The following is a 24,148-nucleotide window of genomic DNA, read 5'->3' as shown; positions in this document are numbered from 1 at the left end:
CGGAGGGCGGGAATCTCACTGTCCGGCTTTGGGCCTCACGCGGAGCACCTGGTCGCCGTCGCCGTTGTCGGTGGTGACGAGCAGCGACCCGCCGGGCTGGGCGGTGACCGTGCGGATGCGGCCGTAGTTGCCGGCCAGTTCGGGTGGCGCGGTCTCGGCGACGACATGCGCACCGGTGGGGTCGAGTCGCAGGAACAGCACTTTGCGGCCTTTCTGGACGCCGACGGCGAGGGCTCCGTCCCAGTCGCCCCAGCCCGGGCCGGTGACGAATGTGCCGCTGGCGGTGGCGATGGTGGCGGTTCCGGAACTCCATACCGCCTCGATCGCGGCGGGTACCCGGTCGAGGTCGGTCATCGGCACGGATTCGTCGTAGAACCCGTCGCCGGTATCGGGTTTCCATCCGTAGTTGCCGCCGGCGACGAGTCGGTTGACCTCGTCGTCGCGGTGGGTGCCCTGTTCGACGGAGTAGATGTCTCCGGTGCCCGTGTGCACTGTCAGCCCTTGGACGTTGCGGTGCCCGAGGGTGTAGACGGCGCTGTCGGGGAATGGGTTGTCCACCGGGGGTGACCCGGTGGCGGCTTCGATCCGTAACACCTTGCCGCCGAGGGAATTCAGATCCTGCGGCGCCGCCGCTTGGGTGGCGTCACCCGTGGAGATCAACAGCGTCCCGTCCTGGTGCGGGAGGAGGCGGCATCCGCCGTGCCGGCCGCGGTCGCTGAGGGGCAGGCCGTCGATCAGCACACCGGTGGGCGTCAGAGCGGTCCACTGGACGTTTGCGGTCCAGGATTGCACCCGGATGTCGGTGACCTCGCCCGCCGCATGGGTGTGGCAGGTGTAGAGGGTGCGGGTGACCTCGAAGTCGGTGGCGAGGGCGATGCCCATCAGGCCCAGTTCGTGGTGGACGACGAGGTCGGGCAGATCCGCGGCGAGCACGCCGGTGGAGCCGTCCGGGTGTTTGACGACGAAGCGTCCGGAGCGTTCGCCGGTCAGCAGGGTGCCGTCCGGCGCGGCGACCACGTCCCAGGGGTGGTCGAGATCGTCGAGTTCGGTGACGACGTCCAGTGCTGGGAAGGCGAGCGCACCGTCCGGTGAGGGTGCGCCGCATGCTGTCGCGGCCGCGCAGCAGGCAGCGCTCACCGCCGCCGCCCACGATGGCAGATACCGGTGTGGGTGTGTCGTCATGAGAGGGTTCCCTTTCTACGCGTGACGAGTCTGTGGCCTGCATGCAGGCGACACCACCATCGGGATGCAGGCGTACAGCCTTGATGCACTGCGGAATCGGAATATCCATTGGGTGCTTCATTGCGTCACCCAGCGTGGGCGATAGTGTTCCGGCGTCGGCTGCGGATCACCCACTTTTCGGCCTCGGCGACGAAGAACACGACGAGTCCCACGCCGAGGACCTTGGCCCATTCGGTCGCCGTGAGCCCGGACGAGCCGAAGATCGCCTGCATGAACGGGGCGTAGGTGAACAGCATCTGCAGCACGATGCACGCGGTGATCGCGCCGAGCACGTACCTGTTGCCGAACAGCCCTTCCCGGTTCAGGACGGAGGCTTTGATGTGCCGGCTGTTGATCAGATAGAACATCTCGGTGATCACGATCGCATTGACGGCGATGGTGCGGGCCACCTCGACGGTGGTGCCGGATTCGAGTTCCCACAGGAACAGCCCGAGCGCGCCGGACATCATGAGCACCGACACCAGGGCCACCCGCCAGACAAAGAACCCGGACAGCAGTGACTCGGTCGGGGGGCGGGGTGGACGGCGCATCACGGAGGGTTCGGTCGGCTCGAACGCCAACGCCAGCCCGAGTGTGCTGACCGTGGCCAGGTTGATCCACAACACCTGCGCCGGGGTCAGCGGCAGTGTCAGCTGGAACAGGATCGCCGCGATTACCACCAGGGCTTCGCCGCCGTTGGTGGGCAGCATGAACAGCACGAACTTCTTGAGGTTGTCGTAGACGCCGCGTCCTTCGCGCACCGCGGCGGCGATCGTCGCGAAGTTGTCGTCGACGAGCACCATGTCCGAGGCTTCCTTGGCGGCCTCGGTGCCGGTGCGGCCCATCGCGACCCCGACGTCGGCGCGGGTCAGGGCCGGGGAGTCGTTGACTCCGTCCCCGGTCATGGCGACGACCTGGCCACCGTCTTGGAGGGCGCGCACCAATCGGAGTTTGTGTTCGGGGCTGGCGCGGGCGAAGATGTCGGTCTCGGCGACGACGCGGCGTAGTGCCGGGTCGTCGAGTTCGTCGATCTGCGCACCGGTCACGGGCCGCGTCCCGGTGCCGAGGCCCATTTGCGCCCCGATCTCGGCGGCGGTGTCGGCGTGGTCGCCGGTGATCATCTTGACGGTGATGCCGGCCCGGTGGCAGTCCCGCACGGCGTCGATCGCTTCCTGCCGCGGGGGGTCGATGATTCCTACCAGGGCAAGCAGGGTGAATCCGTCCTCGGCGTCGTCGGCGTCGAGGATGCCGTCCGTGGAGGGGCGGTCCCGGTAGGCGAGGGCCAGAACCCGCAGTCCCTGCGCGGCGGTCTCGGTGGCGCGGCGCTGCCAGTGGGTGCGGTCGATGCGGACCGCTTCGCCGGCGTCGAGGTGGTGCGTGCACGCCGTGAGTACCCGCTCGGGGGCGCCCTTGAGGTAAATCCGTCCCTCATCTGCGGTGTCGCCGGGATGCAGGGTTGCCATGTAGCGCCGCTCGGATTCGAACGGGATCGTGTCGAGCCGGGGCCACGCCGTCGCCGCGGCCGCCCGGGTGATGCCGGCCTTGACCCCGAGGACCAGCAGCGCAGCCTCGGTCGGGTCGCCGTCGATTTCCCACGCGTCGTCGGCCTCATAGAGCTTGGCGTCGTTGCACAGCACTCCGGCCCGCACTGCCACCTGCAGGGCCGGGTCGGTGTTCGGGTCGATGACGACCCCGTCGTCTTCGGTGAGGTTGCCGACCGGGGCGTAGCCGACCCCGCCGACGTCGATGGAGCGGTGCGCGATGACCACCTTCTGTACGGTCATCTCGTTGCGGGTCAGTGTGCCGGTCTTGTCCGAGCAGATCACCGTCACCGAACCGAGGGTCTCCACCGCCGGCAGCCGGCGGATCACCGCGTGGCGCCGCGCCATCCGCAGCACGCCCAGCGACAGGGTCACCGTCATGATCGCGGGCAGCCCTTCGGGGATGGCGGAGGCGGCGAGAGCGACGACGAGGGTGAACATCTCGGAGGGTGATTCGCCGCGCCAGACGATCCCGAGGAGGAAGGTGCCTGCGGCGGCGGTGAGGATCACGACGGCCAGCCACCGGCCGAACCGGTCGATCTGCCGCAACAGCGGGGTGGTGGTCTTGGCGATGCCCGCGAGCAGCGCATTGATCCGGCCCAGTTCGGTGCCCGCCCCGGTCGCGGTGACGACGCCGTCGCCTTGTCCGAACACGGCCACCGTGCCGGCGTAGGCGGTGGATCGGCGGTCGGCCAGTTCGGTGTCGCGGTCCACCGGGTTCGAGGTCTTGTCGACGGGCGCGGACTCCCCGGTGAGCGCCGCCTCGTCGATGCGGAGTTCGCGCACCCGGATCAACCGCACGTCGGCCGGGACCCGGTCCCCCGAGACCAGGCGGACCACATCCCCGGGAACGAGGTCGGCGGCGGGGATCTCCACGATCTGTCCGTCGCGGTGGACACGAGCCCGGGGAGAGAGCATTGCGCGGATCGACTCGAGCGCGGATTCGGCTCGCCCCTCCTGGATGAAGCCGAGGATCGCGTTGATCACCACCGCCCCGAGCAGTACGGCCGTGTCCACCCAGTGTGCGAGGAATGCGGTGATTGCCGCGGCAGTCATCATGACGTACAGCAGCACGTTGTGGAACTGCCGCAGCAACCGCCACCACCACCGGTCACTGCGGCCGGCAGGCAGCGTGTTGGGGCCGTGGACGGCGAGGCGCCGGGCGGCTTCCTCCGAGGTCAGACCGGTTGGTGTCGAATCGAGCAGGTCCAGCGTCCCCGGCGCTTCCAACGCATGCCATGGGGGATCCATTGCCTGCAACCTCATCTTTGGTGGGGTGACCCGTCGCATACCGGTTTCTCAGACCAATCCTGTTGCGCTGCTGCGCCTATCACGGGATTCGTGGCAGAACCCCGGCGGCGGCCTCGCGTCGAATCCGCGTGACTCTCACACCGCTGGTGGGGTTGTGCAACGCTCCTGTGGGTGACTGGCCCGGGCTGATCGGCGACCGCTCGCGGGTGGACGGGTTCATCGTCACCCACACGAACGCACCGGCACAATCGGGTCTGACACCCATTTTTCGGGGTGCCGAACATGTAGCCGGGTCGACGACGGCACCTCGGGAGCCGGACGAAATGGGTGCCGTTGCCGATTGACGCCGGTTCGGCTCCAACGGAAGGCTGACACTAGGGCAATGCCGACGGTCACCGGCAACCGAAGGGCACTGGACACGCGGGGCGCGGCGGTCAACCGGAGACGTCAACCGGAGACTCAGGGATGTGCATCACGTTCGCAGCGAGGAGGCCGAGGATCGTGTCGTTGTTCTGGCGGATCTTCCTTCTCAACGCGGCGGTCCTCGTCACCGCGACCGCATTGCTGGTGTTCCTGCCCGTGACGGTGTCGACGCCGGTCCTGCTCACCGAGGCACTCATCCTGATCGCCGGTCTGGCGGCCACGCTTGTCGCCAATGCCGCGCTGCTGCGGATCGGGCTCGCCCCGCTGCGGCGGCTCACCCGCGCCATGACCACCATCGACCTCCTCCGGCCGGACCCCCGCCCGGCAGCGACGGGACATGCAGGGATCGCGGATCTGATCGAAACCTTCAACACGATGCTCGACCGCCTCGAGGCCGAGCGCGCCACCAGCAACGCTCGAGCGCTGTCGGCGCAGGAGGCCGAACGGCACCGCATCGCCCAGGAACTCCACGACGAGGTCGGTCAGACCCTGACCGCGGTCCTGCTCGAACTGAAAAGAGTCGCCGACCGCGCACCCGAGCCGACCCGCACGGATCTGCACCGTGTCCAGGAAATCACCCGCGAGAGTCTCGACGAGATCCGGCGGATCGCCCGCCGGCTGCGCCCGGGCGTGCTCGACGAGCTCGGATTGGTCAGTGCCCTGAAAGCCCTCGCGGCCGAAACCGCCGATCACACCGGACTCACGGTGCACCGGTCCTTCGAGGCCGATCTGCCCGACCTCGGAAAGGACACCGAACTGGTCGTGTATCGCGTGGCTCAGGAAAGTGTCACCAACATCGCCCGGCACGCCCACGCCCGCCGCCTCGACATCGCTCTCCACCGTGCAGACACGGACGGAATCCAGCTCCGCATACGGGATGACGGATGCGGGCTCGGCGACACCGCCGAAGGTGCCGGCATCCGGGGAATGCGCGAGCGGGCACTGCTGATCGGCGCGCACCTCACACTCGGCCCGGGCCCGGGCGGCGGCACCGAGGTGCGACTGGACGTGCCACAATCGAAACGAGGCCAGTGATCATGCCGGACACGACGACCCGCATCCTGCTCGCCGACGATCACGCCCTGGTCCGTCGCGGCGTCCGCCTCATCCTCGACAACGAACCCGACCTCACCGTCGTCGGCGAGGCCGGTGACGGCGCCGAAGCGATCGAGATGACCCGCCGCTATCAACCCGACCTGGTCATCCTCGACATCGCGATGCCGCGCCTGACCGGGCTGCAGGCCGCGCGGGAATTGTCCAAGTCGCGAGGCGATCTGCGCATCCTCATCCTCACGATGTACGACAACGAGCAGTATTTCTTCGAAGCCCTCAAGGCCGGGGCGTGCGGATATGTGCTCAAATCGGTGGCGGACCGCGATCTCGTCGAGGCCTGCCGCGCCGCGATGCGCGACGAGCCGTTCCTCTATCCGGGGGCGGTGACCGCCCTCATCCGGAATTATCTGGCGCGCGCCGAAGACGGCGACGACCTCCCCGACAAAGCCATCACGGACCGGGAGGAGGAGATTCTCAAACTCGTCGCCGAAGGGCACACCTCGAAGGACATCGGCGACATCCTCGCCATCAGCATCAAAACCGTTGAGCGGCACCGGGCCAACCTGCTCCAGAAGCTCGGCCTGCGGGACCGCCTGGAACTCACCCGCTACGCAATCCGCGCGGGCCTGATCGAACCCTAGCCACGCCCGGTGTGGCCGGGTCGCCGAAGAAGGAGGAGTTGTCCGTCATGGCCAGCCCACCGACCGAGAGAGTGCAGTTGCCGCGATCGGCAAAAGTGGTGCTGACCGGGGTGTTCGTCTTCACTATCGTGCTGATCCTCGGACCGGTGGTGATCAACACGTACGCGGACTGGTTGTGGTTCGGTGAGGTCGGCTTCCGGGCCGTCTGGGGCACCGTCATTCTCACCAGGCTCACGTTGTTGGTCCTGGTGACGCTGGTGGTCGGCGGCACGCTGTTCGGGTCGATCGTCCTGGCCTACCGCTCGCGGCCGGTGTTCCTCCCCAAGCCCCCAGGCCGTGATCCGGTCGAGCCCTACCGAACCGCGGCGATCAGCCGGAGACGGCTGCTGGGGATCGGGATTCCCGTCGGCTTCGGTGTCATCTGCGGACTGATGTCCCAATCGCAGTGGACGACGGTGCAACTGTTCATGCATGGCACCTCGTTCGGTACGGTCGACCCGCAGTTCGGGCACGATGTCGGCTTCTACGCCTTCGATCTGCCATTCTACCGGTTCGTGCTGAACTGGTTGTTCACGGCGATCCTGCTCGGGTTCCTTGCCAATCTGTCGACGCACTACCTGTTCGGTGGGGTCAGGGTGACCGCCACGTCCGGCGCCCTCACTCTGGCCGCGCGGGTCCAACTCGCGGTCCTCGCGGGGACCCTGGTCCTGCTCAAAGCCGTCGCATACTGGCTCGACCGGTACTCCCTGGTCTCGAGCAGCCGCAAGGAACCGACGTTCACCGGCGCCGGATACACCGACGTTCACGCGATACTGCCGGCGAAACTGATCCTGCTCGCCATCGCCGTCATCTGCGCGGCCGCGTTCTTCGCCGCAATCGTGTTGCGCGATCTGCGGATCCCCGCGATGGCGACCGCCCTGCTGGTGCTGTCCTCGATCCTCGTCGGCGGTGTCTGGCCGCTGCTGATGGAGCAGTTCTCCGTCCGGCCCAACGCCGCCGACGTCGAACGCCCCTACATCGAGCGCAACATCGACGCCACCCGGCAGGCCTACGGGATCGGCCCCGACACGGTCGAATACACCGGCTACCCCGGCATCGGAACGACATCACCGAGAGAGGTGCCCGCGGACCGCACGACCATCGCCAACACCCGGCTGCTCGACCCCAACGTGCTCTCCCGCACCTTCACCCAGCAGCAACAGCTCAAGAACTTCTACAGCTTCCCGGCCACCCTGGACGTCGATCGGTACGTCATCGACGGTGAACCCCGCGACTACATCGTCGCCGCCCGCGAACTCTCCCCGGACAGTCTCACCGGCAACCAAACCGACTGGATCAACAAACACACCGTCTACACCCACGGAAACGGTTTCGTCGCCGCCCCCGCGAACCGGGTGAACGCCGCCGTGCGCGACGCCACCCGCGACACCGCCAACAGTGACAGCGGTTACCCGATCTACACGGTCAGTGACATCGCCTCCCAGGGCTCCGGCGGACAGGTCATCCCGGTCGACCAGCCACGCACCTACTTCGGCGAAGTGATCGCACAGGCCAAGCCCGACTATGCCGTCGTCGGACACGTCGAGGGCTCCGAGGCCCGCGAATACGACACCGACACCTCGAAATACACCTACACCGGGTCGGGCGGCGTGCCGATCGGGAACTGGTTCCACCGCTGGGTTTTCGCCGCCAAGTACACCGAACGCAACATTCTGTTCTCCCGGGCGATCGGACCCGACTCGAAGATCCTCTACAACCGCGAACCCCGCGACCGCGTCCAGCGGGTTGCCCCGTGGCTGACGACAGACGCGAACCCCTATCCGGCGGTCGTGGGCGGCAGAATCGTGTGGATCATCGACGCCTACACCACCCTCGACGCCTACCCCTACTCGACACCCAACTCCCTGCAAGCGGCGACCATCGACGATACGGGACGGGTCATGCCGCGCAACGAGATCGCCTACGCACGCAACTCGGTGAAAGCCACCGTCGACGCCTACGACGGCACCGTCACCCTCTACCAGATCGACGAACACGACCCCGTCCTGCGCACCTGGATGAATGTCTTCCCCGGCACCGTCGAACCCCCATCGGCGATCTCCGACGAGTTGCGTGCCCACTTCCGCTACCCCGAAGACCTGTTCAAGATCCAACGCGAGATGATCGCCAAATATCATGTCAACGATCCCCGCGAATTCTTCACCACCAACGCCTTCTGGTCGGTGCCCAGCGACCCGACCGTCGACGACAACCCCCACCAACCCCCCTTCTACGTCCTCGTCGGGGACCAGGCCACCGCGCAACCGTCGTTCCGGCTGGCCAGTGCGATGGTCGGATACAACCGAGAATTCCTCTCCGCGTACATCTCCGCGCACTCCGACCCGGAGAACTACGGAAAGATCAGCGTCCTGCAACTGCCCACCGACACCCTCACCCAGGGCCCGCAACAGATCCAGAACTCGATGATCTCCGACACCCGCGTCGCCTCCGAACGCACCCTGCTCGAACGATCCAACCGAATCCAGTACGGCAACCTGCTCACCCTCCCCATCGCCGACGGCGGCGTCCTGTACGTCGAACCCCTCTACACCGAAAGGACCTCCTCGGCGCAGGACAGCTCGACCTTCCCGCAACTCTCGCGCGTGCTGGTCAGTTACCGGGAACCCGGAACCGGCGGCGTCCGTGTCGGCTACGCACCCACCCTCGCCGAAGCACTCGACCAGGTCTTCGGCCCCGGCACCGGCCGTGCCGCCACCGCACCCGGCGGCGACGCGGCCACCGCACCACCACCCCCGGCAGAACCACCGCCACAGGAATCACTGCCGGACGGCCCCGCCGCGCCACCACCACCCCCGCCACCGGCGGCGGACACCACCGCGGCGCTCGAACTGAAAGCCGCCCTCGAACAGCTCCGCGACGCCCAGCGGCGGGGCGACTTCAGCGGTTACGGAGCCGCCCTCGACCGCCTGCAACAAGCAGTCGACGCCTACCTCACCACCGGCGGATAAGCCCTGGGGGCAAATGGGGGCACTAAAGGCGCTTCATCAAGCGCCTGCGAAAGGAAGTGCTGTCGATGCCCCACAGGGTTGCTGTCCGGCCACGAAAACGGTTCGACGATGGACAAATCCACCGGTAACACGATGCTCAACCGAACGCGCGATCACCATGCCCCAGGGGGTCACAGTGCGCACGGCGCGGATTCGGTACGACCCAGAGTGAAATGGGTGGCAGGAGTGCAATGAACACCAGGCCCATCGAGATCCGCGACCTGCAACCCTGGTGGGTGGCGGCCGCATTCGTATGCGGCTGTGCCGCGGTGATCCTGTTCTCGCCAATCCGTGTTCTCGTTGCCGCGACACTCATGACCTTCGCCGGACTCCTCGCCTTCCACACCAGTCGGTACCGCCGCACCGGCGCACGGGCAGCATCCGTCAGCGCCGGGCTAGCGATCCCTGCACTACCCCTTTCCGTACTCCACTTGGTCGACTCACTCTGACCAACCCGAACCACGGCCCTCCGGGGACCGTCGCCGGCCTCGTCCGCTAGGGAGTGCGTCCAATTCAGTGGACGGGCGCTGACCACCGACCCTCGATGTCCGTTTTGTCCGATTTGGCTACACTGGGGGTCACTCAGATCGACGTCGCCTCCGAGGGGAAAACGACCATGGGTCATCGTCACAGACCCCGGCCGCTTCGAGATGGGTGGCTGCGATGAATGACACGGTGGTCGATGCCGGACTGGTGCTGCTTTTCGTGCTGGTCGGCGGCGTGTTCGCGGCCACCGAGATCGCGTTGGTGTCGCTGCGCGAGGGCCAGATCCGGCGCCTCGAGCGCCGCGGTGGCCGCGGGGCTCGGACCGCCGCCCTGGCCCGCAACCCGAACCGGTTCCTGTCCGCGGTGCAGATCGGCGTCACGGTGGCCGGGTTCCTGTCGGCCGCCTACGGTGCCTCCACCATCGCGCCCGCCCTGGCGCCGACACTCGAGTCGTGGGGGCTGCCGACCGGGCCGGCATCGGCCATCGCGCTGGTCGGCACCACCCTGGCGATCGCCTACCTGTCGCTGATTCTCGGCGAACTCGTCCCCAAACGCATTGCCCTGCAACGTGCCACCGGCGTCTCGTTGCTGACCGCGCCCGCGCTGGATCGATTCGCCACGGTGATGCGCCCGGTCATCTGGTTGCTGTCGGCCTCCACCGACCTGCTGGTCCGCATCCTGGGCGGCGACCCGAGGAGCACGAACGAGGCGATCACTCACGACGAGTTGCGCGACCTCGTCCTCGGTCACACCGCAATCGCCGAGAACGAGCGCCGCATCCACTCGGAGGTCTTCGACGCCGGCCAACGGTCCCTGGCCGAGGTCATGCGTCCGCGCACCGACGTCCGGTTCCTGCCCGCCGACACCCCGGTGGCGCAGGCGGGGCAGCAGGCCCTGGAATGGGGGCACAGCCGGTATCCGGTCATTGGGTCCTCCTTCGACGACATCGTCGGATTCGTCCACCTCCGCGACCTGCTCCGTGCCGACCAGTCCGAGGCCAACACCGTGGCCGACGTGTGCCGGCCGGTCCTGCAACTGCCCGCCTCGAAACCGGCGCTGGCGGCGCTGGCGGACATGCGACACGACGATCGTCAGATGACGATCGTCGTCGACGAATACGGCGGCACCGCAGGCATTGCCACCCTCGAGGACATCGTGGAAGAAATCGTCGGCGAGATCGGCGACGAATACGACGACCCCACCGGCCCCGACCCGTCACCGATGCCGCCCCACCGACCCCTCGACGGGCTACTGATCGTCGAAGATTTCGAAGAGGCGACCGGCCTCACGCTGCCCGATGGCCCCTACGAGACGGTCGCCGGTTTCCTGTTGCACCGACTCCAGCGCGTCCCCCAACTCGGTGACAGCATCACCTTCGACGGCCACATTTTCACCGTCAGCGCCCTCGACGGGCGCCGCATCTCCCGGATCCGGGTCACCCGCCGGGTATCGGATCCGCGGCGCCCCGCCACCGACCGGCCCTAAGTCGGGTGGTCCGCGCTCGACCACAGTCAGGCTGATCAAGGCGATCCGGGCGCGCCGCGACGGCCCCGGGAAGACACTCCCTCGATCCGCCCGCCGCGCATGGGCAGAGCGAGGGGCAGCCGAACACTGTCAACTCATCGGAGGTGAAGGTGGGTGCTGGAATCGACGGCCTCCGCATGCTTAGCCTGCCGTCCTTGACGGTGACTATCCACTTCGTCCCCGGACCCGAGTTTCCCCACACATCGCGTACCTTCGCCTCCGCTTTCACTCAATCCTCATAGGCGCCGACTGCGCACGACAGAACAGCTGGAACCGATTTCGTCACAGTCGGCCTCCGCGGACGGAATCGTCGAACACCGGATCCACGATTGGGCCAGACCTGACTCCACACAGAAGTTAAGTCGCTGTGCGAAGTGACGGAATCCCACCGGCCCCGGCTACCCACAAGGGGGTGGCCGGTGGGATTCCTCTCGCCCATCTCATGATGCTCGAGTGCTCACCCCAGTTCGCACGAGGGTGACACAACTGCTGCGGCACGCCCATGGAGCAGCAGTTGATGCTGGCGGATAACCCGATCAGTCCAGTCTGCGAAGCCAGGCCGATGGAGCCCTCCCCTCGCCCGATCCCTGAAATCGGGCGAGACCCGAAACCCACCATGAGAGGGCGACATCTCGAGGACTGCAGCCAATCCAGTAGCACAAAGACTAGACCTAGAAATAGTCAAGCACAAGTAAAGGGGCGGGACCGTTGCGGACCCCGTGGAATCCGCCCCGGCCCCGCATCCTCACGGTAGCGAATCACAGGAAGGCGGGACCGTTGGGTCCCCACATCACCTGGGCCGTACGGACGCCGACACGACCGACGACCGCTTCGGCGACTCAATGTTCGTTACGCTGCGATTCAATTCCACGAGTCCGCTGCGCGCATCGGACATCATCACCAACTTCGAGTTGGTGGGAACCCCGTAGTCGTCTCAGGTCGCTGGGCCCCAGGGTCACTTCGGGTTCTCGGCGGTGATCGTTGCCATCTCCCGGTCGATTTCGTCGCCGGACTCTGAGAGTACCGGTCGTGTGCCCGGGTCAGGCTGTCGCCTGACCTTCCTCACACATTCTCAGTGCGTCGGCACTCGGCGCAACACCGAACTCGCGACGGTACTCCCGGCTGAACTGAGAGGCACTGCTGTAGCCAACGGAATGTGCTACTGCCGCAATGTCGTGCGGGCGTTTGAACAGTTGGAGTCGTGCTTCTTGGAGGCGAATTCGCTTCTGGTACTGAATTGGGCTCATCGCGGTAACCGCGCGGAACTGTTTGTGGAACGACGAGATGCCCATCCCGCTCAGCTGTGCCAGTTCCTCGACCTGGATCGGTTCGAATGCGTTGGAACGCAGGTGCCGGATGGCACGACCGATATAGGTCAGGCTGCTGTCTCTGAGGCCGATCTGGCGCACCGTTGGTCCGGCAGGGCCGGACAGGACACGCCACAGGATCTCGCGCTCGAGCAGTGGTGCGAGGACGGGTGCGTCGACCGGCCGTTCTATCAGAGCAAGCAGTCGAGCGACCGCGTCGAGCATTTCCGGGGTCGCCGGGTTGATCGAGATGCCGGGGGGCGGGGGCGTCAGTATCCCGGGGAGGCCCGAGGCCGCCTCCACAAGTAGTTCGGCGATCGACGACGAACGAAGTTCGAGTGCGAAACCGAGGTAGGGCTCGGCACGGGAAGCTCGAACGTAGTGGCCCGTTATCGGGAGATCGACCGCAACGGTCATGAAGGCCCCCGGTACCTGGTCATACACTCTGTCGGCGAGCGCGATTCGCTTCGCACCCTGCATCGAGAACGCGAGAATTGGTTCGGCGATCGACGGAGTCGGTTGTGTGGGGTCGGTGATTCTGTTGATCCGGACGCCGGGCAGCCCGAGGTCTTCTTTGTGCGCATGCGTGGTGATCAGTCTGCGGATCTCTTCGATACTCACGTGATGTTCCTGTTCTTCCAAACCCGTGCTGAACCGATCATATGAGTTCGAAGTCGGCGCCAGGGCAGTTGGCGTTGCGGGGTCAAGCGCCCGGCGGTGGTTCCTCGTGGGCTTTGGGTCCGGGAGAGATTTCAGAGCCGCTCGCCGCCGGACACCTCGAGCACCTGCCCGGTGATCCACGCCGCCGCATCGCTCAGCAGGAACGCGATGACCTTCGCGATATCCTCGGGCTCACCGACCCGTCCCAGAGCGAACGCCTGGCTGATGGCCGGAAGCATTTCGGGCATCTTCGTGAAGGCGTCGTCGGCAATTCGTGTCCTCGTAGTTCCCGGCGCGACGCTGTTGACGCGGATTCCGCGCTCAGCAAACTCTTTCGCCCAGAATGCGGTGACGGTGTGTATCGCGCCCTTCTGCGCGGCGTAGGCGGAGTAGCCCGGGTTTACTCGGTTCGGGAGCGCCGCGGTACTGCCGGTGTTGACGATCGCTCCGCCGTCAGCGAGCACAGGAAGAAGTCTCTGCGTCAGGAAATACGGGCCTTTGAACAACACGTTGTGGAAGTGGTCGAAGGTTTCCTCGGTGATGTCGGCGAACATCGCGGGACCACCCACGCCCGCGTTGTTGACCAGGTAGTTCACCTCGGAAGCATCCCAGCGGGACGCCATCTCGACCTTCACCTGGGCGACGAACTCGTCGATGCCCGATACGGCGGCGAGGTCCAGCGGGAGCGCGACCGCGGAGCCACCCTCGGCTTCGATCTTCGCGACGGTCTGCTCGCCCTCGCTCTTGTGAGACCGGTACGTCGTGATGACGCCGAGGCCCTGCTTGGCAAGTTGTCGGGCCGTGGCCTGGCCGATGCCGGCGCTGGAGCCGGTGACGAGTGCGATCTGCATGTGAACCACCTCTTCGAATGGGGAGTGTGCTCGAGTAATCTCCATTCAAGAAGACCGAACTCCGTCGCTGTAGACCGATGCGCTCCGATGCTTGCCTATTGCTCTGCGGCGTGGGCGAAACGAGGTGCCCGTCGCCAACTGTCGTAGCAATGGGCAAGAGGTGGAGAGCATCGGTCTACGGGTTTTCTCGATGTGCTGGCTTGATTGAGTCATGAACGCAAACTACGGATTTACCTGCACGATGACCGCAAAGCCGGGCATGGGAGACCAGCTGGTCGAGCTCCTGCTCACGGGCCTCGACGAGGGCAACCCGGCAGCCAGCGAATGGTGCGTGGTGTACCTGGTGAGCCGCTCGGCCACCAACCCTGACGTCGTCACGGTCCAGGAGGGCTGGACGACCGAGGAGGACCACCACCGGATCTTCGCCGGAGAGGCAGCCCAGGCGATCGCCGCACAGTTCGCCGACATCCTGGCCGACGAGCCGACCTACGGCGACCTCATCCCCGTCCGAGGCAAGGCCAACTACCACACCTTCTCCGCGCCTTCCGAACTCAACAGCCCCGACGCGGGCCAACCCGCACCCCACAAACCCGACTTGACCGTCCCCCACCCTCCCCTCGACCCCGAACTCCAGGACCTTCTCTCCTCCATGCCGGAAACACCGCCGCTGGACAAGCAGACCCTTGAGATGATCCGCCCCTACGCGACCCTTCCCGCCGAAACCGCCATCGCCAGCCATCTGCCCGTCGACCGTCAGGAAATCTCGATCGCGAGCTTCGACGGCGCCCAGATCCCGGTCACCATCCTCAGACCTATCGGCAGCGATCTCACGGGCGGCAACGCGCCCTGCGTCTACTGGCTCCACGGCGGCGGAATGATTATGGGCGACCGCTACTCCCAGATCGACATTCCGCTCGATTGGCTCGCCAGGTTCGGCGCGGTCGTCGTCTCCGTCGACTACCGCCTGGCACCCGAGTTCTCCGGCACGACGCTCGTCGAGGACTGCTACGCAGGCCTGGTCTGGGCCGCAGATCACGCCACCGATCTCGGAATCGACCTGGGCAAGCTCGTGATCGCCGGTACCAGCGCCGGGGGCGGACTTGCCGCCGGCACTGCCCTGCTCGCCCGCGAACGCAAGGGTCCCGCCCTCGCCGCACAGGTCCTGATCGGTCCGATGCTCGACCATCGAAACAACACCGCCTCGAGCCATCAGTTCGACGGGGCTGCCATCTGGTCGCGCGACGCGAACGCTTTCGGCTGGCACTCAGTGCTCGAGGGTATCGGCGACGGACCTGTCCCGAGTTGCGTCTCGCCCGCTATCGCCGACGACCTCTCCGGTCTCCCGACCACCTACATCGACGCGGGCTCGGCTGAGGTCTTCCGAGACGAGGCCGTCGCCTACGCCACACGAATCTGGGCCGCCGGAGGCCAAGCCGATCTGCAGGTCTGGGCCGGCGGATTCCACGGCTTCGACGCACTCTTCCCGCACGCCGCGCTATCCCAGATCGCCCGGCAGACCCGCAGCGATTGGCTCGGTCGTGTCCTTGCCGGCTCCGCTGTGCGCACCCCCACCGCAACCGATAGGTAGGCACCGCAAAGACAACCCAGCGTGAGGCGCTGCAGACAGGCGCGGCGCCTCACGCTGCAAACGCCTGGTCGTCGATAACCACCGAGTCACCGCGTCGACCACGCCATCGTCGGCCCCGCCCAGCGGGGCCTGAAGAACCCTTTCCACCTGGAGCACCATGAATTCCACCACGCGGAGCCAGATCGTCATCACCGGCCCACGGTCCTCAGTGTCCGGGCTGGTCGTGGCCCTCGAGTCCGAAGAGTTGGGACGCACACCCGGCATGCCGCCGTTTCCCATCGACACAGTGATCGCCCCGAAACAGCGCACATGGCTGACCCCGTCCGGCACTGCTCGGCAGGTCGAGGCAGAATTTCCAAGGGTCACGGGACCAATGCTGGCAACGACCGAAACCGGCTTTCTCGAAGTCCGCTACACCGTGGAAGCCGATGGCAGCTCCGCACGAGCGGTCGAGGCTCTTGCCTCACGGGTCCCCGAGCTGACGGTAGTCCTGGCTGAACAGCGAGAGGCCCTCCGGACCGAACTCATCGTCTACCGCGGCGGACGACGCATCGCCGCGGTCGACTGCGCATGCAACGGGATTGTCGTTCTGCCGTCACGGCACCACCTCACGCTCCAGGAGTGCATCGTCCAGGCAAGCGAAGGTGCGCTCGTGACCGGAAGCCTCCTGCCGTTCGCCGTGTTGGACGACGTTCGCGGCAACGGCACCCTTCGTCACGACGCCGGCGCCTGGACCGCAACAGTCATCGACTGCACCGATGGCACGACACTCACACTGGCGCAGCCAGACCCTCAGGTGTGGACCGCACAGATGGTCCTTGCCAACGCGCGCGCACTCGCCGATCTCCTCCCGCTTCAGGCAGCCGAGGAATCCCCGATCGATACCCTGCCAGCGGTCTTCGATGACCTCCTGCCATATGCGCTCTTCGCCAGAGACGCCTACCAGCTGCGCGACATTGCAGTGCTCGCCTGCGCGTGGGCTACCGGCCGCACCGTCGATGCCGAAGTCGAAGAAGCGGTCGCGGAACTTTGCCGGCGACTTCCCGTTCGAGCCGTCGCGGAGGCCGCGATCGGATCGGATGAGGAAACACCCGCTCGTGAGGCACTCGTCGAGACTCTGAACCGCCTGCGCACCGACCAACGCGGTCTGCGCGTCGTTGGTGGTTCGGCGTCATGACATCCTGCAGGACGGCTGGCCACCGCAGCACCGCGAGCTTGACCGACGCGGCGGTGTTCGTACGCGAAGCGGGCACTGGTTGGAGGGGTGTTAGTGTCGGCGACCCGGCTTCGCGACAACGACGTCGTTGCCGGCATCGCGTAGTCGATCGATGTGTTCTTGATCGGTTGCCGCGTCGACGATGACCGTGTCGAAATCGGATAAGGGTGCCATCGCGTGGAGTGCGCGTTGGTCGAACTTGGTGTGGTCGGCGTACAACACCCGTTTCTGAGCGGCCTCGAACATGGCCCTTTTGACCTGGACCGTCTCGTGATGCTGGTGGAAACAGACGTCGCCGATGATCGCCGGGGTGGACATGAAGAACACGTCCGCTCGCAGTGCCTGCAACGCGGAAATGGTGACCGCTCCCATGTAGGCGTCGCACCACTGGTAGTACTGACCCCCGGTGGAGATGAGGGCGATGCCTTCCTGGTCGTTGAGGGTGGTGAGCACTCGTTGCGAGTTGGTGATGACGGTCAGGGGGCGGCGCTGCGGCAACAGGTCGGCGAGGGCGAGTCCGGTCGTGGAGTCGTCCAGGATGACTGCCTGTCCGGGCTCGACCAGTTCGAAGGCAGCGTGGGCGATCGCCTGCTTCTCCGGTTGATGTTGTCGGGTCCGGTATTCGATGCTTGCCTCGACGAGGCTGGTCGCCACGGCGGTGACGCTACCGCGGGACTTGCGCAGGATGCCCTTGGCGGCGAGGGTATCGAGGTCCCGGTGAATCGTCATGACGCTGACGCCGAAACGATCGGCGAGCTCTTCGATACGCATGGACCCGGAACGAAGCACGAGCTCGGTGATGGCGTCGTGTCGGTCACTCTGGTTGAGGTTTTCCGAGCGTTGGGCACTGGTCATGCGCTTGTTCATCCGCCTTTCCGTTCCGCCCTGCGGATCCGGCTGGACAGTCCCGCGCCGGATCCGCAGGTCTCGGTATCGAGAGTAGTCGAGCGGTTATCCAGGTCGCCCCGCGACTTCTCCGACTATTTCGGTGAGCGCTGCCCGCAGATTGTCGGGGTCATGTACGAAGCGGCCGAAGAAGAGGCCGTCGACGGACTGTGCGATCTGCGGGTACAGCCCGGGTCCCGCACTGCCGCCGTACATGAGCCGGGTCCGGCCACCGCGCTCGCCGGTGACCTCGCGCAGGCGCCGGACGATCTCGACGATGCGGTCGGGTGACGCGGGAACGGGTGCACCGATGGCCCAGACGGGTTCGTAGGCGAAGACGAGATCGGCGGTGTCTGGGACCGCCGCGAGGACCGGATCGATCTGGCGGCGGCACGCGGCCACGGCCTCGTCGACCGATTCCTGCGTCGTCTCACCGATGCACACGATCGGGGTGATGTCCCTCCGGACGAGGGCTTCGGCCTTCCGCGCCGTGGTCTCGTCGTCCTCCCCGAACAACCGCCTGCGCTCGGCGTGCCCGATGGCCGTGACGGTGCAGCCGAGTTCCTCCAGATCTGCGGCCGAGACCTCCCCGGTGAACGCGCCGCGCTCCTCCCAGTGCACGTCCTGGGCCCCGTAGTCGATACGGCTTCCGCAGAACACCTCTTGTGCGGTCGGGATCGACAGGAAGGAGGGCAACGCGAACACGTCGAGGATGTCGTCGGCGTGCAGTTCTTCGACGATCTCGCGGAGGCTCTCGAGCCAGAATCGGGTTTGCGCGGGTCCGAAGTACATCTTCAGGCTCACACCCACGATGGCCCGCTCGGCGACGTTCCGGGACGTCATCGTGCGCCTACTTCTCCGCTTCCGAGCCGACAGTCCGGGCACACAGGGCCAACGACACGGCTCCCGCATCGGGGTGCCCCACGCTGCGCTCGGCCAATGGACGTGCCCGCCCGAGCCGTGGTGAGAGTTCGGCAGTGGAATCGGCCGCGGCGGTCGCGGCCGCTGCGGCCGCCGCCCACAATTCGTACCCGTTCTGCGTGCCGTCGGCCTTCTCCTCGAGGGTGCGGACCAGGGGGTCGAGTGCGTCGACGAGGGTTTTGTCGCCTACCTTCGCCCCACCGGCCTCGACGACCGCGTCCAGTGCCGCACGGGCGGCGCGAACGATGTCCGCCGTCGACACCGCCGCAGTATCACTGAACTCACCGCCGGCGGCGCGAAGCCCGAGCCCCCACAGCGCCCCGGATGTTCCGCCCGCCCGCTCGGCCCAGGCATCTCCGGCGACCGCCAGTACCGACGACGCCCCTGCCCCTCGCGCGAATGCATCCTCGGCGGCATCGAATGCTGCACCGGAGCCGCGGGCCATTCCGAAGCCGTGGTCGCCGTCGCCGGCGAAGGAATCGATGCGGCCGAGTTCGGCTTCGGAATCGCTGAGGGTGTGCGCGATCTGGGACAGGGCGGCGACCACGCGGGCGGCGGAGGTCCGGGATTCCTCCGTCGCAGCGGGGAATACGTTCGCGGATGCTGTCGTCACGGCCGCCTGGCGGGCCTCCCATCGTTCGGTCGGCACGGCCGCCCCGCATCGCATTGCGGGGGTCTGCGCCGGTGCGGTCCACAACGTTTCGAGTTCGTCGTCCAGCCAGCAGACGGTGAGCGAACACCCGGCCATGTCCAGGCTGGTGATGTATTCGCCGGCGATGGGGGCGATCAGTTCGAGTCCGCGGTCACGCAGCAGCGCTCCGACATGTTTCCAGAGCACGAACAGCTCTTCGTACTTGGTCGATCCGAGGCCGTTGAGGAGCACAGCGACGCGGTCGCTCGCGTCGGCGGGTGCGGCGGCGAGGACCTTGTCGACGAGCATCTGCGCGAGTCCGCTGGCAGCGGTGAGCGGCTCGGTCGAGACACCCGGCTCGCCGTGAATGCCGAGCCCGACACCCATCGATTGGGGTTCGACGGTGAAGAGTGGCTCTTGCTTGCCGGGCAGGGTCACCCCGGCGAACGCGACGCCCAGGGATCGGGTGCGGCGGTTGCCGGTCTCGGCGATGCGGACCACTCCGTCCAAGTTGTATCCCGCCTCGGCGGCGGCACCAGCGAGTTTGAAGACGACGACGTCGCCGGCGATTCCGCGTCGCTTCGCCTCCTCGTCGGCCGTTGCGCTCGCGATGTCATCGGTCACGGCCACGACCCGGGTGGGGATGCCTTCGGCAGTCAGTTGCTTCGCGGCGGCACCGAAGTTCAGCACGTCACCGGCGTAGTTCCCGAAGGTGAGCAGAACGCCGCCGCCGTGGGAGGCTTCGCGGGCGACGTTGACGACCCGCTTGGTCGGCGGCGAGGTGAACACGTCGCCGATCACGGCGCCGTCTGCGATCCCGGATCCGACGTAGCCGGCGAAGGCGGGGTAGTGCCCGGATCCCCCACCGACTACCACCGCCACTTTCTCCGGCGCGGAGGCGGTTGACCGGACGACGCCGCCGGTCACCGGTCGCACGAACTCGGCGTTGAGGTCGCAGAAACCGGCGAGTGCATCGTCGACGAACTCGGTCGGCTGCCCGAATACTTTGGTCATGGGTTGGTCCGTTCCTCGTTGGCGATGTCACCGGACTGGAGGTTGGCCTCGATCAGCTGCGGGAGCTGCTCGAGGAAGGCATCCTTTTCGGTGACAACATTTTTCGTGTACTCGTCCACGGTGTCCTGCGTGATTGCAGGCATCGTGTAGGTGTATTCCTTCTCGACCGGTTGGCCGTCGATCACGCGCTTGGCGATGGCCAGTCCGGTGGCCATCTCGACGCGCCCGTGCTGGAGCGAGGAACCGATGAAGTTCCCGTTCTTCACAGCGGCCAGCCCGTCCTGGATGCCGTCGATTCCGACGACGGGGATGTCCTGGTTCGCCTCGAACAGTGCTTGCACGGCGCCGAGTCCCATGTCGTCGTTCTCGGCGACGATTCCGTCGATCTGTCCGCCGAAGCTCGACAGCCAGTTCTTGGTCTTGTTCACCGCCTCGTCGCGTTTCCAGTTCGCGGTGTCCTGCACGAGCACCTTGATCCCTGGATACTTCGCCAGAACCGAGTTGATTCCCTGGGTGCGGTCCAGTTCGGGTGAGGACCCGAGGGGTCCTTGGAGGATGACGATGTTGCCGGTGCCTCCGAGGCGCTGCGCCATCATTTCCATCTCCTGGGCGCCGGCGGAGACGTCGTCAGGAAGGACGGATGAGGTGATTGCGTCCTCGTCGGACAGGGTCGTGTTGACTGCGAACAGCGGGATTCCGGCGTTCTTCGCCGCCTGAATCTGCGGTCCCAGCGAGTCGGCTTGTACCGGGACGATGATGATCGCGTCGACACGCTGGTTGACCAGCTGATCGACTTGAGTGGCCTGGGTCGAAACATCGTTTCCCGCCGAGTTCCACAGCAGTTTGATGTTGTTGGCGTCCGCGTACGCCTCCATGCCCTCTTTTCCCTGGGCAATGAACGAACTCATGTCGTACACGGTCACACCGACGCGGAGTTTGCCGCTCTTGGCGTCCTCGTCACCTGCGCCGCACGCTGTCGTCGCAACCAGGAAGAGGCCGAGGAGCAGCGCGATGATCCATCGCACTCGCCCCGGCGTCTGCGTCAGGCGACCGGATGAGCGTCCCCGCCGTGGAGCAGTTTCGTGTGTCATGTCGGTTCCGTTCACGCGGTGCGGCGACGAGTCGCCCACACGTCGACGGCCACGGCGGTCACGATCAACACGCCGCTGATGACAGCCTGCCAGTACGCGGGCACGACCAGCAGATCGAGACCGTTGTTGAGGGTCTGGATCAGCAGCAGTCCGAGCAGTGTTCCCCAGACGGTGCCCCGGCCGCCCATCAGGCTCGCGCCGCCGATCACGACGGCGGCGATGGCGTCGAGTTCGTAGCCGGCACCGAGGTTCGGCGGGCCGGAGATGACACGTGAGGACAGGATCACCCCGGACAACCCCGCCAGGGCACCACTGAGCACGTAAACGCTGGTGAGGATGCGGCGAGTCTTGACCCCGGCCACCTCGGCGGCCGTACGGTTGCCGCCGACCGCGTAGACCCGCAGACCGAAGGAGGTGCGCTTCATGACGGCGGCGAGGATGACGAACCCGAAGATCATCACGACCACGGGCGCCTGCAGGCCGAGGATCTCGGTGTTCGCGATCTTGCCGTACTCGTCCGGCAGTCCGTTGATGGGGGCGCCTCCGCCGATGACGTAGGCGAAACCTGATGCGGCGGTGAGCATTCCCAGCGTTGCAACGAATGGGGCTACACCGAGTCGGCTCACGATCAGGCCGTTGATCAGGCCGCACAGAATTCCGACACCGATCGCTGCGGCCACCGCCAGCCACAACCGTTCCGGGTGGCCGACGACCACACTCGCTCCGGTCATTGCGCTGACCGCGATGACGCTGCCGACGGACAGGTCGATTCCTCCGGTGAGGATGACCAGCGTCTGACCGAGGGCGACCAGCGCGAACGGGGCTGCCGCGATCATGATGGTGCGGAAGTTGTCCAGGGTCGCGAAACGTGCGCTTTCGTAGCTGAAGTAGCCGATCACGAGCAACAGCACGAGCACCATCGAATTGCGGATGAGGAGTTCCTCGACCCGGGCGCGGGTGAATCGTCCTCTGCTCTCCGCCCTGTCGGGGGCGGGTAGCTCTGGTCGGGTGTTAACTGCGGCAGTCATCGGATGCTCCGTACTGATGAGAGAGAAATGGGTGGGTGTCGGTCGGGTGTCTGTCATGCGGCGACACCCCCTGCGGGGGCCTGGCCGCTGGCCAGACGGAAGATGGTTTCCTGGGCGTCGGCCCGATCGAGTTGGTCGCGGTCGAGCTCGCCGGCGATGCCGCCCGCTCGCGCGACCAGGACGCGGTGACTCAGCCCGATCAGCTCGGGCATATCGGAGCTGACCAGCAGTACCGCGAGACCTGCTGCGGCGAGGTCACGGATGATCGCGTAAATCTCCCCCCGCGCTCCGACGTCGACGCCGCGGGTGGGTTCGTCGAGGAGTAGCACCGAGCAGTTGTGCGTGAGCCACCGGGCGAGAACGACCTTTTGCTGGTTTCCGCCAGACAGGGTTCCGACGAGTTGGTCCAAGCCGCGCGATTTGAGGGCGACCGATTTCATTGCCTCGTCGACGCGAGCCCGGCGGTTGCCCAGTTGCCAGCCGCCCCGCGAATAGGACGAGAGGTGCGGGAGGCTGCCGTTGTCGAGGACGGAGCGGCTCAGGACCAGACCTGCACCCTTGCGGTCTTCGGGCACGATCGCCAGGCCCGCACGGATCGCCTCGGCGGGTGCATTGCGCCGGACCGAACGTCCGTCGACCTCGACGGTGCCGGCGATGGTGCGGCGAATGCCGAAGAGACCCTCGAGAATCTCGGTACGTCCGGCGCCGACAAGTCCACCGAGTCCGAGGATCTCACCCTTTCGTATCGTGAAATCAACGGCGGGACCGCCCCGTTCAACCGTAAGGCCGCTGACCCGCAGACCGATACCTGAGCCCGGAACGGCCGTCTGAGGGAACAAGGCGTCGAGTGGGCGTCCGATCATGGCGTGCACGATCGCCTGCTCCGGGGCTTTGCTGATCGGCACGTCGAGGACGAGGTTGCCGTCTCGGAGCACGATCACCTGATCGGCCAGCTCCTCGATCTCCGCCATCCTGTGGGTGGTGTAGATCATCGCGACGCCCTGGTCCTTGAGTTGGCGGACAACGGTATACAGGCGGGCCACTTCCCGGTCGGGGATGGACGAGGTCGGTTCGTCGAGTAGCAGGACTCGCGCGCCCCATGTCGTTGCTTTGGCGATCTCCACCAATTGGGTCAGCGCGACGGATAGGTGCCGCATCGGACCCTTGGGGTCGATGTCGACTCCGAACATTTCTAACATCGATCTGGCTTGGGAGATCATCGCTCGCCGGTTCAGTAGCCCGGCCTTGGTTCGCAGCTCCCGGCCGACGAAGAGGTTCTCGTACACCAGCATGTCCGGATAGGGGGCCAGTTCCTGTGGAACGATGCCCACGCCCTGTGCCCGCGCGTGCTGCGGACTCACCTGCCCGAGGGGTTGTCCCTCGATCAGCACTTCCCCCTGGTTGGGGCGCAACTGCCCGGTCACGATCTTCATCAGCGTCGACTTGCCGGCGCCGTTCTCACCGGCAAGGACGGTGAGCTTGCCCGGTTCGACCGAGAACGAGACGTCACGGAGCACGGGTACTCCGCCGAAGCCCTTTGCGAGGTTGCGCGCTTCCAGTGCAGGCGCCATTGCCGTCATCCTCCACTCACTTACCTTCGTGTCATACATCACATTCTAACGTGTCATGTCACAAAGTAAACGTGTTTTGTGTGAAAAACAACCCACTTGACGAGATATCAAACGTGTACCACGATATAGATCACATTGACTTTCACATGGGCGTGGGCATCGGGTCCGCGCATCTCATGCGCCTCGACGAATCGATCC

At 66.2% G+C, this 24,148-nt stretch carries 17 protein-coding genes; 7 read left to right on the top strand and 10 right to left on the bottom strand.

Annotated features, from left to right (window positions below; all coding sequences use genetic code 11):
• Positions 1-15: 15 nt before the first annotated feature.
• Together GO592_RS43560 and GO592_RS43555 are read right to left on the bottom strand one after the other, a co-directional pair.
• Positions 16-1,182: a PQQ-dependent sugar dehydrogenase gene (locus GO592_RS43560; protein ID WP_007298784.1), complete on the bottom strand. Its 1,167-nt coding sequence runs from the start codon at positions 1,180-1,182 to the stop codon at positions 16-18.
• Between the two features lie 125 nt (positions 1,183-1,307).
• Positions 1,308-4,013 (bottom strand): cation-transporting P-type ATPase, encoded by a 2,706-nt coding sequence (locus GO592_RS43555; RefSeq protein WP_007298783.1) that lies wholly within the window; start codon positions 4,011-4,013, stop codon positions 1,308-1,310.
• A gap of 501 nt (positions 4,014-4,514) precedes the next feature.
• Between GO592_RS43555 and GO592_RS43550 the strand changes: the two genes are divergently transcribed.
• The 5 genes from GO592_RS43550 (at position 4,515) to GO592_RS43530 (ending at position 11,148) form a co-directional block, all read left to right on the top strand.
• Complete coding sequence (locus GO592_RS43550) at positions 4,515-5,471, top strand: HAMP domain-containing sensor histidine kinase (protein WP_007298782.1); 957 nt, start codon at positions 4,515-4,517, stop codon at positions 5,469-5,471.
• A 2-nt stretch (positions 5,472-5,473) separates the two neighbouring features.
• Positions 5,474-6,130, top strand: coding sequence for a response regulator (locus tag GO592_RS43545; protein WP_039952006.1), 657 nt, complete (start codon positions 5,474-5,476; stop codon positions 6,128-6,130).
• A gap of 47 nt (positions 6,131-6,177) precedes the next feature.
• Complete coding sequence (locus GO592_RS43540; protein WP_039952005.1) at positions 6,178-9,138, top strand: UPF0182 family protein; 2,961 nt, start codon at positions 6,178-6,180, stop codon at positions 9,136-9,138.
• A gap of 230 nt (positions 9,139-9,368) precedes the next feature.
• Positions 9,369-9,626 (top strand): hypothetical protein, encoded by a 258-nt coding sequence (locus tag GO592_RS43535; RefSeq protein WP_007298779.1) that lies wholly within the window; start codon positions 9,369-9,371, stop codon positions 9,624-9,626.
• 214 nt (positions 9,627-9,840) lie between these two features.
• On the top strand, positions 9,841-11,148 hold the full coding sequence (locus GO592_RS43530; protein WP_007298778.1) for a hemolysin family protein: 1,308 nt from the start codon (positions 9,841-9,843) through the stop codon (positions 11,146-11,148).
• Between the two features lie 1,079 nt (positions 11,149-12,227).
• Here the strand turns inward: GO592_RS43530 and GO592_RS43525 are convergent.
• Both GO592_RS43525 and GO592_RS43520 read right to left on the bottom strand, forming a co-directional pair.
• A complete protein-coding gene (locus GO592_RS43525) occupies positions 12,228-13,115 on the bottom strand; it encodes an AraC family transcriptional regulator (RefSeq protein WP_007298777.1) in 888 nt (295 codons plus the stop codon).
• Between the two features lie 131 nt (positions 13,116-13,246).
• Positions 13,247-14,005: an SDR family NAD(P)-dependent oxidoreductase gene (locus GO592_RS43520; protein ID WP_007298776.1), complete on the bottom strand. Its 759-nt coding sequence runs from the start codon at positions 14,003-14,005 to the stop codon at positions 13,247-13,249.
• Between the two features lie 595 nt (positions 14,006-14,600).
• Between GO592_RS43520 and GO592_RS43515 the strand changes: the two genes are divergently transcribed.
• Together GO592_RS43515 and GO592_RS43510 are read left to right on the top strand one after the other, a co-directional pair.
• Positions 14,601-15,593 carry an alpha/beta hydrolase gene (locus GO592_RS43515; protein ID WP_039952004.1) on the top strand — a complete coding sequence of 331 codons (993 nt, stop codon included), beginning with the start codon at positions 14,601-14,603 and terminating at the stop codon, positions 15,591-15,593.
• A 157-nt stretch (positions 15,594-15,750) separates the two neighbouring features.
• Complete coding sequence (locus GO592_RS43510; protein ID WP_007298774.1) at positions 15,751-16,770, top strand: hypothetical protein; 1,020 nt, start codon at positions 15,751-15,753, stop codon at positions 16,768-16,770.
• Between the two features lie 90 nt (positions 16,771-16,860).
• Here GO592_RS43510 and GO592_RS43505 read toward each other — a convergent pair whose 3' ends face one another.
• The 6 genes from GO592_RS43505 to GO592_RS43480 all read right to left on the bottom strand — a co-directional run bounded on the left by GO592_RS43505 (position 16,861) and on the right by GO592_RS43480 (position 23,950).
• A complete protein-coding gene (locus tag GO592_RS43505) occupies positions 16,861-17,664 on the bottom strand; it encodes a DeoR/GlpR family DNA-binding transcription regulator (RefSeq protein WP_157234278.1) in 804 nt (267 codons plus the stop codon).
• A 96-nt stretch (positions 17,665-17,760) separates the two neighbouring features.
• Entirely contained in the window at positions 17,761-18,537 is a 777-nt protein-coding gene (locus tag GO592_RS43500; RefSeq protein ID WP_007298772.1) for a triose-phosphate isomerase family protein, read from the bottom strand.
• Positions 18,538-18,544: 7 nt separating this feature from the next.
• Positions 18,545-20,260, bottom strand: a complete 1,716-nt coding sequence (locus tag GO592_RS43495; RefSeq protein WP_007298771.1) for a dihydroxyacetone kinase family protein — start codon at positions 20,258-20,260, stop codon at positions 18,545-18,547.
• Positions 20,257-21,390 (bottom strand): substrate-binding domain-containing protein, encoded by a 1,134-nt coding sequence (locus GO592_RS43490; RefSeq protein WP_007298770.1) that lies wholly within the window; start codon positions 21,388-21,390, stop codon positions 20,257-20,259. The genes GO592_RS43495 and GO592_RS43490 overlap by 4 nt, the downstream gene beginning before the upstream one ends.
• A complete protein-coding gene (locus GO592_RS43485; protein WP_082324959.1) occupies positions 21,363-22,379 on the bottom strand; it encodes an ABC transporter permease in 1,017 nt (338 codons plus the stop codon). Before GO592_RS43485 ends, GO592_RS43490 begins: the two co-directional genes overlap by 28 nt.
• A gap of 53 nt (positions 22,380-22,432) precedes the next feature.
• Positions 22,433-23,950, bottom strand: a complete 1,518-nt coding sequence (locus GO592_RS43480) for a sugar ABC transporter ATP-binding protein (RefSeq protein WP_007298768.1) — start codon at positions 23,948-23,950, stop codon at positions 22,433-22,435.
• Positions 23,951-24,148 lie beyond the last annotated feature (198 nt).

The sequence above is a fragment of the Rhodococcus sp. 21391 genome (genome assembly GCF_016772255.1).
Lineage (GTDB): Bacteria > Actinomycetota > Actinomycetes > Mycobacteriales > Mycobacteriaceae > Rhodococcus_F > Rhodococcus_F opacus.
The sequence above is the reverse complement of the archived record's forward strand: the minus strand, read 5'-3'. Positions and strand labels throughout refer to the sequence as shown.

Coding starts and splice junctions, on each gene's coding strand:
- GO592_RS43560 (WP_007298784.1), bottom strand. CDS start 1,182: ATGACGACACACCCACACCGGTATCTGCCATCGTGGGCGGCGGCGGTG.
- GO592_RS43555 (WP_007298783.1), bottom strand. CDS start 4,013: ATGGATCCCCCATGGCATGCGTTGGAAGCGCCGGGGACGCTGGACCTG.
- GO592_RS43545 (WP_039952006.1), top strand. CDS start 5,474: ATGCCGGACACGACGACCCGCATCCTGCTCGCCGACGATCACGCCCTG.
- GO592_RS43540 (WP_039952005.1), top strand. CDS start 6,178: ATGGCCAGCCCACCGACCGAGAGAGTGCAGTTGCCGCGATCGGCAAAA.
- GO592_RS43535 (WP_007298779.1), top strand. CDS start 9,369: ATGAACACCAGGCCCATCGAGATCCGCGACCTGCAACCCTGGTGGGTG.
- GO592_RS43530 (WP_007298778.1), top strand. CDS start 9,841: ATGAATGACACGGTGGTCGATGCCGGACTGGTGCTGCTTTTCGTGCTG.
- GO592_RS43520 (WP_007298776.1), bottom strand. CDS start 14,005: ATGCAGATCGCACTCGTCACCGGCTCCAGCGCCGGCATCGGCCAGGCC.
- GO592_RS43510 (WP_007298774.1), top strand. CDS start 15,751: ATGAATTCCACCACGCGGAGCCAGATCGTCATCACCGGCCCACGGTCC.
- GO592_RS43505 (WP_157234278.1), bottom strand. CDS start 17,664: ATGACCAGTGCCCAACGCTCGGAAAACCTCAACCAGAGTGACCGACAC.
- GO592_RS43500 (WP_007298772.1), bottom strand. CDS start 18,537: ATGACGTCCCGGAACGTCGCCGAGCGGGCCATCGTGGGTGTGAGCCTG.
- GO592_RS43495 (WP_007298771.1), bottom strand. CDS start 20,260: ATGACCAAAGTATTCGGGCAGCCGACCGAGTTCGTCGACGATGCACTC.
- GO592_RS43485 (WP_082324959.1), bottom strand. CDS start 22,379: ATGACTGCCGCAGTTAACACCCGACCAGAGCTACCCGCCCCCGACAGG.
- GO592_RS43480 (WP_007298768.1), bottom strand. CDS start 23,950: ATGGCGCCTGCACTGGAAGCGCGCAACCTCGCAAAGGGCTTCGGCGGA.